The 12,243-nt window shown below is 67.6% G+C and carries 7 protein-coding genes and 1 pseudogene; 2 read left to right on the plus strand and 6 right to left on the minus strand.

Features of this window, described 5'->3' with window-relative positions; genetic code table 11:
* Positions 1–23: 23 nt before the first annotated feature.
* From GBRO_RS08895 to GBRO_RS08920, 6 genes are all read right to left on the minus strand, one after another.
* Positions 24–2,795, minus strand: coding sequence for a molybdopterin-dependent oxidoreductase (locus GBRO_RS08895; protein ID WP_012833628.1), 2,772 nt, complete (start codon positions 2,793–2,795; stop codon positions 24–26).
* Positions 2,792–3,607: an FAD binding domain-containing protein gene (locus GBRO_RS08900; RefSeq protein ID WP_012833629.1), complete on the minus strand. Its 816-nt coding sequence runs from the start codon at positions 3,605–3,607 to the stop codon at positions 2,792–2,794. The genes GBRO_RS08895 and GBRO_RS08900 overlap by 4 nt, the downstream gene beginning before the upstream one ends.
* 7 nt (positions 3,608–3,614) lie before the next feature.
* Positions 3,615–5,024, minus strand: coding sequence for an 8-oxoguanine deaminase (locus GBRO_RS08905; protein ID WP_052298381.1), 1,410 nt, complete (start codon positions 5,022–5,024; stop codon positions 3,615–3,617).
* A gap of 27 nt (positions 5,025–5,051) precedes the next feature.
* Complete coding sequence (locus GBRO_RS08910; protein WP_012833631.1) at positions 5,052–6,530, minus strand: MFS transporter; 1,479 nt, start codon at positions 6,528–6,530, stop codon at positions 5,052–5,054.
* A gap of 74 nt (positions 6,531–6,604) precedes the next feature.
* Positions 6,605–7,729 (minus strand): baeRF11 domain-containing protein, encoded by a 1,125-nt coding sequence (locus GBRO_RS08915; RefSeq protein ID WP_012833632.1) that lies wholly within the window; start codon positions 7,727–7,729, stop codon positions 6,605–6,607.
* A 131-nt stretch (positions 7,730–7,860) separates the two neighbouring features.
* On the minus strand, positions 7,861–9,285 hold the full coding sequence (locus GBRO_RS08920) for a short-chain fatty acyl-CoA regulator family protein (protein WP_012833633.1): 1,425 nt from the start codon (positions 9,283–9,285) through the stop codon (positions 7,861–7,863).
* A 151-nt stretch (positions 9,286–9,436) separates the two neighbouring features.
* Here GBRO_RS08920 and prpD point away from each other — a divergent pair.
* Together prpD and GBRO_RS25245 are read left to right on the plus strand one after the other, a co-directional pair.
* Positions 9,437–10,940: pseudogene (gene prpD, locus GBRO_RS08925) on the plus strand (2-methylcitrate dehydratase PrpD).
* Positions 10,940–12,199, plus strand: coding sequence for a citrate/2-methylcitrate synthase (locus GBRO_RS25245; RefSeq protein ID WP_012833634.1), 1,260 nt, complete (start codon positions 10,940–10,942; stop codon positions 12,197–12,199). Before prpD ends, GBRO_RS25245 begins: the two are co-directional and overlap by 1 nt.
* The last annotated feature ends 44 nt before the right edge of the window (positions 12,200–12,243 follow it).

Consider the following 12,243-nt stretch of genomic DNA (forward strand, 5'->3'; position numbering starts at 1 on the left):
TTGTGCGAACTAAAAATTTCGGGTTACCGAAACTTAGTAGTGCCGGTATCGGCGGCGGTCGCGTTGACCAGTCGCCAGACCCGGTCCCGCGAAATCGGGATCTCGACCGGCCGAACCCCGATCGCGCGCCGGATCGCGTTGGCGATCGCCGGCGCCACCGGGTTGTACGGGGACTCGCTCATCGACTTCGCGCCGTAGGGTCCGAGGTCGTCGCTGGTCTCGGCGAAGTAGACCTCGGCGACGGGAATGTCGGCCATCTGCGGCACTCGGTAGGTGCGGAACACAGTGGTCACCGGGACACCTTTGCCGTCGAGGATGATCTCCTCGTACAACGACGACCCGATCGCCTGGGCGACTCCGCCCTCGATCTGACCGAGGCACTGCTGCGGGTTCATCACGGTGCCCGCGTCGGCGGCGTGCACCGATTGCAGGATCACCACCGCGCCGGTGCCGGTGTTGACCGCCACGCGCACGGCATGCACGTTGAAGGCGATCGAGCGCAGGTCGCCGTTCTCGGTGCCGGTGGCGACGAGGCGGTCGCCGACGCGGTGCTCGTCGTCGGCCGCCGCGATGAGTTCCGCGAAATCGAACAGTCGCTCGCCGACGAGAACGCCGTCCGGGGTCAGGCGCGCCTCGTCGGGGGTGGCGCCGGCGAGTTGTGTTGCCGTCTCGATCAGCGTGGTGCGCAGGCTCAGGCAGGCGATGTGGAGTGCCTTGCCCGCGACGGTGATACCGGCCGAGGCGAAGGCTCCGGTGTCGTAGTCGGCCGCGTCGGTGTCCCCGTGGGTGAGGCGGATGCGACCGGGTGCGGTCTGTAGTGCGGTGGCCGCGATCTGTACGTGGACAGTGGTGGTCCCGTTCCCGAATTCGCTTGTGCCGACGCCGAGATGGTAGATCCCGTCGGCGTCGACGCCGACCCGGACGCTCGAGTGGTGTCCGCGCGGGGCCATCGTGGCGATCGCGGCCAGCGCCATCCCCTCCCCGACGCGCCACTGTTCGCCGGTCGGGGCCGGGACACCGTTTCCGCGGGCGAGGGCCCGCTGGGCCAGGTCGAGGCACTGATCGAGGCCGTAGCTGCCGTAGACGAGATCCTGTTCGGGTACTCCGTGGGCGATCAGCAACGGATCCCACTCGGCGACCGCGTTGATGCGGCGCATCGCGAACGGATCGATCCCGAGCTCGATCGCCAGCTCGTCCATGGCACTCTCGATCGCAAAGATCACCTGGCCCAGGCCGTACCCGCGGAAGGCGCCCGACGGCGGATTGTTGGTGTAGACCACCTCGGCGTCGATCCACTTCACCGGACAGTTGTAGACCGACACCGACTCTGCACAGGCGTGGAACATCACACCGATCGCGTGGTTGCCGTAGGCGCCGGTGTCCGACAGGACGTCGACCCGCAGTGCGGTGAGGCGACCGTCGGTGTCGGCGCCGGCCTCGACGCCGATGCGGAACGGATGACGATAGGTGGTGCGGGCCATCTCGTCGGTGCGGCTCATTTCATAGCCGCATGGCCGGCCGGTCCGCAGCACGGCGAGCGCGACCAGATCCTCGGTCAGCAACTCCTGTTTGCCGCCGAAGCCGCCGCCGACGCGGGCGGAGAACACCCGAATCCGGTCCGCGGGCAGATCGAGGATCAGTGCGAGCTCATCGCGCACCAGGAACGGCACCTGGGTGCTGGTGCGGATGACCAGCCGGCCGTCGTCGTCGAGCCAGCCGATACTGCCGTGGGTCTCCAACTGCGCGTGCGATACCCGGGCGGTGCTCCAGGTACCGGAGACGGTGGCGGCCGACCGTGCGAGTGCCTCGTCGACGTCACCGCCGAATCCTTGGTGGAAATCCGCGATCACGTTGCGGTCGGCGTGATTGACCCGGTCCAGCGGCGTGCGGTCGGGATGGATGGCCGGTGCACCCGGGCGGCGTGCTTCCTCCGGATCGAAGACCGCGGGGAGCACCTCATAGCTCACCTCGATCAGCCGACAGGCCGCTTCGGCGACGGCGGCGGTGGTGGCGACCACCGCCGCGACTCGTTGCCCGACGAAGCGGACCACCGGATCCAGGATCAGGGTGTCGTCGGGATCGTCCTCGCGGTGTTCGTGTCGGGCCGTGGAAAACCTTCGCGTGGAGGCATTCTCATGGGTCACGATGAGTTCGACGCCGGGCAGTGCGGCCGCGGCTGTGGTGTCGATCGCGACGATGCGGGCATGCGGGTGTGGCGAGGACAGGACCCGGATGATGAGCATCCCGGGCACGTCGACGTCGAAGGTGTACGGCTCGGTGCCGGTGACCACCCGCCGGGCCGCCACCGGATGCACCGAGGTGCCGACAGTGCCGGCGGTGCTGTCCTCGACCGCGTCAGCCGGTTGGGTGACAGCGGCGGTGATGGAGTCTCGAATCGCCCGATATCCCGTGCAGCGGCACAGATTTCCCTTCATCCGGCGCGGCAGGTCGTCGAGGTCGTCGGGTCCGAGGCTCGCCGCGGTGACGATCATGCCCGCGGTGCAGAATCCGCACTGGAAGCCGAAGTTGTCCACAAAGGACCGCGCGACAGGATGGAGCCGGTCAGTGGTGCCCAGTCCCGAAACGGTGGTGACCGACCGGTCGGCGGCACGTTGTGCGGGAAAGATGCACGAGTGCACCGGGTTTCCGTCGACCAGCACCGTACAGGCACCGCAATCGCCTGCGTCGCAACCCTTCTTGACCTCGAAGTGGGCGTGCTCACGCAACAGGGTGCGCAGACACTGTCCCGGCGCGGGGTGGGCATCGAGCGAGTCGCCGTTGACCTGGAATCTCATCGGATCGCTCCGGACAGTTCGGTGCGGATCTCCTCGGCGAGCGTCGCGGTCGTCGCCCGTCGCCAATCGGCCGCCCCGAGCGGATCCGAGTAGTAGCCGGGCGCGGCCACGACGTCGTCGTGCAGTCGATCGCGGTGCGGGAGGGTAGGATAGCGCAGCACGGTGGGTGTCGCGGTGGCGGCGGTGATCCCCAGCGTGACGCTGCCGTCCTCGTCGACCCGGCCGGTGACCACGGTCCCCGAGCGGCCCAGCTCGGCCAGGGCCAGTTTCCGGAAAGCTGTCCTCGAACGCAGTGGGCCCCCGGGGAAGTCGATGGCGCGCAGTACTTCTCCCGGTCGCAATGCGTTGCTGCCGTTGCCGGTGATCAGATCGGCGACGAGGACGTCGCGGTCGGTGCCGTCAGCTCGCCAGAGGTGCGCGGTGGCGTCGAGTCCGACGGCGAGCGACACCATCGCGGCCGCCGCATAGGATCGGCACACGTTGCCGCCCACGGTGGCCATGGTCGCGACCTTGAACGACGCGAGCAGCGCGTCGGCGCACTGGGCGAACAGTGGGTGAGCGCGTAATCCGGGTCGGGGTGGCATCGCGGCCAGCTCGGCGATGGTGCATGTCGCTGCCACACGTAGACCGTCGTCGTCGAGGTCTTCGATTGCCGGCCAACCCATCTCACTGATGTCCACCAGACCGGTGACGTCGGGCTGCGGTTCGGAGAACAGCCACGTCCCACCCGCCACGATCCGTTCACCCGGGACGAGTGCGAGCTCGGCCCGGCTGCGGGCGAAGCGGTAGGTCTGTACGGTGTGCAGATCCATCAGCGCATCACCCTGCCCGCGCGATCAGCCGGTCATGCTCGCGCGCAACGTCTCTCGTGACCTGGTCCAGGTCGACGGTGCGCACCTCACCGTCGTCGATGATCGATCGGCCGTGAACCCAGGATGCCCGGATCGGCGGGATCGCACCGAGGACGAGCGCCGCGACCGGGTCGTCGATGTCCCGGTGCGCGGCGGTGGACAGATCCCAGAGCACCAGGTCGGCGAATTTGCCCACCTCGACCGAACCGATCTCCTCGGCCCGGCCGAGCACCCGGGCGCCGCCCAGGGTGGCCAGTTCGATGGCGGTGCGAGTCGACAACGCCGTCGGACCGCCGCGCGCCCGAGCCATCAGCACGGCCTGATGTGCCTCCTCGAGCAGTCGGGCGGACTCGTTGGAGGCGGCGCCGTCGACGCCCAGACCGACGGGTACGCTGGCGTCCACGAGGTCGCGGGTGCGGCAGATCCGGTTGCCCAGACGGGCGTTGGAGGTGGGGCAGTGTGCCACCCCGGTGGCGGTGGCGGCCAGCCGCGCGATCTCGTCGTCGTCGAACTCGATGCCGTGGGCGAACCAGACGTCGTCGCCGAGCCAGCCGACAGACTCCATGTACTGCAGCGGGGTAGCGCCGAATTGCTGGGCGCAATAGGTGTTCTCATCCGGCGACTCGGCCAGATGGGTATGCAGCTGGACGCCGAGGTCCCGTGCGAGCAGCGCAGATTCGCGCAGCAGATCGGTGGTGACGGAGAACGGGGAGCACGGTGCGATCCCGATGCGGACCATCGCGCCGGGTCCGGGATCATGCCACCGGTCGACGGCCTGGGCACTGGCGGTGAGGATCTCGTCGATGGACTCGACGACCGTGTCCGGCGGCAGCCCGCCGTCCTTCTCGGAGAGATCCATGGACCCGCGGGTGGGGTGGAAACGCAAGCCCATGGCCTCGGCGGCAGCGATCTCGGCGCCCAGCAGATCACCGCCGTCGCGGGGGAAGACGTAGTGATGATCGGTGGTGGTGGTGCACCCGGACAACGCCAGCTGGGCGAGACCGCCGAGGGCAGCCGCGTGCACCGCGGCCTCGTCGATGCCGGCCCACACCGGGTAGAGCGTGGTCAGCCATTCGAAGAGTGTCTGGTCGGCGGCCATACCCCGGGTGATCCACTGATACAGGTGATGGTGGGTGTTGATCAGCCCGGGGGTCAGGACACAGCCCGATCCGTCCACCCGGATCACGGTGTCGCACAACCGATCGTCACCGTCGTCGATGCGTCCGGCCTCGACGGCGGCGATCCGCTCCCCATCCACGAGAACCGACCCGCCGTCGATCTCGCGCCGCCGGGCGTCGACGGTCACGATGTGGCAGTTCTCGATCAGGATCTGCTCGCTCACCTGCGTCACGCTACGACCATCGGGCCCGCTCGGCATGTCGGAGCCCATGTCGACCGCTGCGGATCACACCTTCTCTTCGACGAGCGGGCGGGCCGGGGGGATGGCCAAGGCGATGAGACTCGCGACCACACAGGCACCCAGCGAGATCCCGGCCGCCCACAGGTAGCCGGATTCGCTCGGCACCGCGGTCACCTGCCCGTCGGATGCTTCGACCGCGACCATCGACCACGTCAGCAGCATGCCGACGAGCGCCGCCGACGTGGAGGTGCCGACCACCCGCATCAGCGCATTGACCCCGTTGGCCTCGCCGGTCTGCTCCACCCGGACCGACCGCATGATCAGGGCCGGCATCGCCGAGTACGCGATGCCCAGTCCGGCACCGACCAGACAGGCGATGACCAGCATCAGCACCCAGTTCATCTCCCACGGTCCGGTGAGCGCGACCAGGAAGACCACGTAGCCACTGCCGATCACGAGCCCGCCGACGGCGAGGGAGATCCGCGGGCCGAACGCGGTGGTGAGCCGCCCGCTGATATGGGAGAAGACGAACATGAGCAGACCGCTCGGCGCCAGGATGAGGCTTGCGGTCACCATGTCGAAACCGAGACCGTCCCGGCTGGTGGACGGGGCCATCAACAGCTGGATCGGGATGAGTTGCATCGAATAGAACGCGAAGCCGGTTGCGATGGACGCGACGTTGGTCAGCAGCACCGGCCGCTCGATGGCCACGGTGAGGTCGATGAGAGCGTTGCCGCGGCCGCGCTCGTAGAGGCACCACATCACCCCGACCACGACGAACCCGACGAGCAGCCCCAGCGTCATCGGACTCGCCCAGCCCCACGTCGACCCTTTGGACAACGGCAGCAGCAGACACACGAGCATGGCCGCGAGGCCGAGCGCGCCGACCGCATCGAATCGGCCGCCGGTGCGGGTGGGGCTCTCCGGCACCGTCAGTGCGATACCCACTGCCCCCAGCAAAGCCGCCCCGGCACACGCCCAGAACAGGGCATGCCAGCTGACGTGCTGTGCGATGAGTGCGGCAAAGGGCAGTCCCAGCGCGCCGCCGATGCCCAGTGAGGCGCTCATGGTGCCCACCGACGAGCCCAGGTGGCGAGGCGGGACGATGTCGCGCATCACGCTGATGCCGAGTGCAATGGTGCCGAAGCCGAGTCCCTGCAGTCCGCGACCGATCAGGAACGGCAGCAATGCACCGGAGAGTGCGCACACCACCGAACCGACGCCGACGCAGCCCATGCTGCCGAGCAGTGCCATGCGTTTGCCGTACATGTCGCCGAGACGTCCGCCGATAGGGGTGACCACCGCCCCGACGAGGAGGGTGATGGTCAGCGCCCACGAGGTGTTGCCGGGGTCGGCGTGCAGCAGCGTCGGCAACTGCGGGATGAGCGGGACGATGATCGTCTGCATGAGCGCGACGACGATGCCCGCCGCGCACAGCACGGTGACGGCCGCCCGCGGATGATGTTCGGAGGGTTGGGGTGTGGCCTGCGGACCGTCATGGTCCGTCCGGCACGTCGCGCTCACTACTTCTGACACCTCCGGGCGTCATCGTATCCCGGGGTGTGTTTCGTCCGATTCTGGGTTCAGGGTCATCCGACTCAGGTCAGGGGATAGCGCAGTCCGGCGAGCGCCTGACCGTTCCAGATCGGGTGATCGATCTCGTCGGCCCGCACCGCGAGCACGTCCCCGCCGCGATCGAGCACGGTGACGACGATCTTGGACAGCAGGTCATAGCCGTCGTCGGCGTAGGTGAGCTCGCCGGTGGCGTTGTCGAGGTGACCGAGAATGTCGACGGTGAAGTCGTAGACGAGCGTGGCCACGGCGCCGTTCGCCGCGGCCCGGGCGATGTCGACGAGGTCGGTCGCCACCAGTCCCTTGCCGGCGCCGTCGGCGATGCGCGCGACCCGGGCGTTGTGTTGTTCGGCGTTCAGGGCCGGGAGCAGCCGACGGATGGCCGAGTCGATCTGATCGGCGCGCAGTTCGTCGGGATTGCCCGCCACCACCATCACGCGCCGACGCTTCTCGGCGTTGCGGTAGAGCTCGAGCAGCGGATCGGCCGCGAACAGGAACAGCGGACGCGCCGCGTTCGGGTCGACGTGGTCGAGTTCGGTGGCGACGGCCTCGGCGACACGATGCGCGTACTGCTCGAGCAGCAGCTTCTTGCCCTCGTCGCCGACGAGCCGCCGGACGTGTCCGCGGTCGCGGATGGTGGCGCGGTTTGTGGCGTCGGCGGCGTCGGTACCGTACTCGCCGCGCAGGTCCATCTCACTCGCGACCGTCGTCGGGGTGGCCTCCCACAGATTCCAGCCGTTGGCCGACAACGTGAGCGCGTACGCCGACTGCGGCGTCACGACCGCGCGTACCAACTGGCCGAGATCGAAGTAGGTACCCACCTGCATCTGGTTCTCCAGCCGATTGGGCAGGACGTAGACGTCGGCGCGGTCGGGGGAGACGAAGACCGCAAGCGACCGCGACAACCGCATCCACGCCTCATCGCCCAGCACCTTGTCCCATTGCTCGCGAAGCGCGGATTCGCCTGCGTGCCGAATCCCGTTGTCGCGCAATGACCGGATGGCGCGGTCAAAGGCGCTCTTGACGTTGAGGACACTGCCGTCACGCTCATCGGGGGCGGGGGAGGTCTCCGCGTAGATCGTGATCGCGTTCTCCCGGGGTTCACCGAGTTCACGCAATGCGTCCAGCGTGGGGAGTTCGAATCGAGCCATGGGTCATGCCCCTTTCAACGGCGTCGTTGTTCCCTCACCCCACTGTAGATACGAATCTCGATACGTCGAGCCCGAACTACGAGAATGCTGATCGCGGCCGATGTATCGAACTGCGGGACAGCGCTATTGGATCAATCATCGCCATCGCTGTGCCGGTAGGGCACCGAATCGCTAACAGCGGCGTCGACGTGGATCGGGTGACCCAGTTGCGGGAAGGCGCGCTGGGGGCATTCGGGCCGGCTGCACACCTTGCAGCCGGCGCCGATGGGCACCACGGTCGAGTCATCGGACAGGTCGACGCCGCTGGCGTAGATTAGGCGCTGTGCGTGTGCGACGTCGCATCCGAGGCCGATGGCGAAACTCTTTCGGGGAGAAAGGAAGCCGTGGTGATCGTCGGTGGTGCGGGCCAGCCAGAAGTAGGAGCGGCCGTCGGGCATCTGCGACACCTGGGTGACGATGCGGCCGGGGGTGGCGAAGGCGTCGTGGACCACCCAGAGTGGACAGCTCCCGCCGACACGGGAGAAGTGAAATGCGGTGGCCGACTGCCGTTTCGAGATGTTTCCGGCCCGGTCGGTGCGGACCAGGATGAACGGGATGCCACGATTGCGCGGACGCTGCAGCGTGGAGAGCCGATGGCAGACGGTCTCGAAGCCGACGCCGAATGTCAGGCCGAGCAACTCGACGTCGTAGCGGACCGTCTCGGCGGCCCGCAGGAATCTCTCGTACGGCAGGAGCAGTGCGCCGGCAAAGTAGTTCGCCAACCCGATCCGGGCGAGCGGAACCGACGACGGATGAAGGTTGTCGGCCTCGGTCACCAGCGCGTCGATGATGGCGGCCTGGGTCAGCAGTGCCAGTTGGGTGGCGAGCTGAAACGCCCGTTGCCCCGAGGTGAGGCGCCCCGCCAGATGGATCACGCCGTGTTCCTCGTCGAACCGGCGCTTGGGGGAGCGGGCCGCATCGCGCGGGTCGGCGTGGTGATCGATCGACACCGAGATCCCGAACTCCTCGGCCAGCAGATCGGCCAGCTGGAGATCGAGGCCGCCGATCCGCAGTCGATGCCTGTCGAAGAGCGTTTCGGCGGCCTCGTCGAGGCTGTCGATGTAATTCTTGCGGTCGTAGAAGAAGTCGCGGACCTCCTCGAACGGCATCGGTGTCGTGGCCGGCACCCCGCCAGAGGAGATCCGCGCCCGATGACTCTCGAGTTCGGTGTCGGCCGCGATCAGCCGCCGGTGCATCCCGACCAGGGTGCGGCCGACCGCGGGCATCCGCGCCACCAATTCGGTGATCTCGGCGCGGGTCACCTCGCCGGAGTCGGGTTGTGCGGTGAGGACATCGGCGAGGTCGGCCACCAGGCGCGCGTCGCCGTCGGGTGCGAAGTAATCGGCGTCGAGATCGAACTCCCGGGTCAGGGTGAGCAGGACCGGGACGGTGATGGGGCGCTGGTCGTTCTCGAGCTGGTTGACATAGCTGGTGGACAGTTCGACGCGACGGGCGAGTCCGGCCTGGGAGAGGCCCCGCTCGTCCCGGAGACGTCGCAGGCGTGCGCCGATGAACATCCGGCCCGAGGAACGTGGCGAGAGCTCTGGCATGTCGCGAGCATAGTCGTCCCGACGTCCGCAACATTCGCAAAATGGCCGCTGATCGTTCGCTGAAATACGCACTATCCAGGGCTTTCGCTGGTCGCGCCGAGCTGCGTACGGTGCGGACATGATCACTCATCACGTTCGCACCCGTCGTAGTTCCGAGGATTTCCCGCAGTCCGAGCATCTCGCCCAGAAGATCGCGGAGGTCGCTGCCGATCCGGTGGCCGTTCCCGACGAGACCACGGAGATGGTGATCAACCGGATCATCGACAACGCTGCGGTGAGTGCGGCGTCGGTGATCCGTCGGCCGGTCACCACTGCGCGGCAGCAAGCGCTGGCGCATCCGTCCACGCCGGGAGCGAGCGTTTTCGGCGTCGGCGGCACCTACTCGCCGGAGTGGGCGGCCTGGGCCAACGGTGTCGCCGTGCGCGAACTCGACTTCCACGACACCTTCCTCGCCGCCGAGTACTCCCATCCGGGGGACAACATCCCGCCGCTCGTCGCGGTCGCCCAGCATCTGGGAATCGGCGGTGCCGATCTGATCCGCGGGCTGGCCACCGCCTACGAGATCCAGATCGACCTCGTGCGCGGTATCTGTCTGCACGAACACAAGATCGATCACGTGGCACACCTCGGGCCGTCGGTGGCCGCGGGTCTCGGCACCATGCTCGGTCTGGATGGGGAGACCATCTACCCGGCCGTCGGGCAGGCCCTGCACCTGACCACCGCCACCCGGCAGTCGCGCAAGGGCCTCATCTCCAGTTGGAAGGCCTACGCGCCGGCCCACGCCGGCAAGATCGGCATCGAGGCGGTCGACCGGGCCATGCGCGGTGAGGGCGCGCCCGCCCCGATCTGGGAGGGTGAGGACGGTGTGATCGCCTGGCTGCTCGGCGGGCCGGGGGCAACCTACGACGTCGCGTTGCCGGCGCCGGGTGAACCCAAGCGCGCGATCCTCGACAGCTACACCAAAGAGCACTCCGCGGAGTACCAGAGCCAGGCGCCGATCGACCTCGCCCGTCGGATGCGCGAGAGGATTTCCGACGTCGACGACATCGAGTCGATCGTGCTGCACACCAGCCACCACACGCATGTGGTCATCGGAACGGGATCGGGAGACCCGCAGAAGTTCGATCCGACGGCCAGCCGAGAAACCCTGGACCACTCGGTGATGTATATCTTCGCGGTTGCCCTGCAGGACGGTACCTGGCATCACGAAGCCTCGTATGCGCCCGAACGCGCGAACCGCCCCGACACCATCGAGTTGTGGCGCAAGATCTCCACGGTCGAGGACCCGGAGTGGACCCGCCGGTATCACTCCACCGACCCCGCCGAGAAGGCATTCGGGCGCCCGGGCGGTCATCACCTTGGGCAACGGTGAGGTCATCACCGACGAGCTCGCCGTCGCCGACGCACACCCGTTGGGCGCCCGGCCATTCGCGCGCAAACAGTACGAGGCCAAGTTCGCCACAATGGCCGACGGCGTGGTGGAACCCGAAGAGCAGCAACGGTTCCTGGACATCGCCACCAGTCTGGCCGAACTCGGTGCCGGTGAGTTGGGTGCGCTCAACGTCGCCGTGCGCCCGACGGTTCTGGACAAGGCGCCGACGACGGGTAAGGGGATCTTCTGATGTCACTGTTCTCCAGTGGTGTCACCGACACCGACAAGCGCAAGGCGTTGCGCGCCGGTCTGAGATCCGGTGAGCTGCAACGGTGGCCGGGGGCCTTCTCGCCGCTGGTGGCCAAGCTCGTCGCCGACATCGGTTTCGAGGGGGTGTACGTCTCCGGCGCCGTACTCTCGGCGGACCTGGGTCTGCCCGACATCGGATTGACCACACTGACCGAGGTCGCCACCCGTGCTGGGGCGATCGCACGGGCGACCGATCTGCCCGCGCTCGTCGACGGCGACACCGGATTCGGCGAGCCGATGAGTGCGGCCCGGACCGTCGCGATGCTGGAGGACGCCGGCCTGGCCGGTTGTCATCTCGAGGATCAGGTGAACCCCAAGCGGTGCGGGCACCTCGACGGCAAGGACGTGGTCCCCGTCGGCGACATGCTCAAGCGACTGGCCGCAGCCGTGAACGGCCGGCGCGACGAGAACTTCGTCATCTGTGCGCGCACCGATGCCCGCGCGATCGAGGGTCTCGACGCGGCCATCGATCGGCTCCCGACCATCGTCGCCGCCGACATGCGACGCAGCCGCGGGCTGGACCCCGTTGCACCACACCACGGTTTGGGTTACGCGGAGAACTTCCTGAATATGTGTTTCGGGGAGGTGCCCGACCCGGCAATTGTCCGGGCATTCGCGAAGTCGATGGTGCTCTACGCCGAACACAGTTTCAATGCATCCACCTTCGCCGCGCGCGTCGTGACCTCGACCCAGTCGGATATCTACAGTGCCGTGACCGCGGCGATCGGCGCGCTGAAGGGGTCGCTGCACGGCGGCGCCAACGAGGCGGTCATGTACGACATGATCGAGATCGACCGTCCCGAACTGGCCCGGGCATGGCTCGACGCCAAGTTCGAGCGGAAGGAGAAGATCATGGGCTTCGGTCACCGCGTGTACAAGAACGGCGATTCCCGGGTGCCGACGATGAAGGCCGCATTCGCCGAGGTCGCAGCACATGTGGGGGACAGCAGGTGGCTCGGGATCTACACCGAACTCGAGGCGGCGATGGCGCAGCGCACCGGCATCAAACCGAACCTCGATTTCCCCACCGGTCCCGCCTATCACCTCATGGGTTTCGATATCGCATCATTCACGCCGATCTTCGTGATGAGCCGCATCACGGGGTGGACCGCCCACATCATGGAACAGGTTGCCACCAACGCACTGATCCGACCACTGAGCCAGTACTCTGGTGTACCGCAGCGGGTACTGGGCGGCTGATGGCCGACGAGTACGTCGAGCCGTGAAAACCGCACAGCGACAAG

The organism is Gordonia bronchialis DSM 43247, from assembly GCF_000024785.1.
Classification (GTDB): Bacteria; Actinomycetota; Actinomycetes; order Mycobacteriales; family Mycobacteriaceae; genus Gordonia; species Gordonia bronchialis.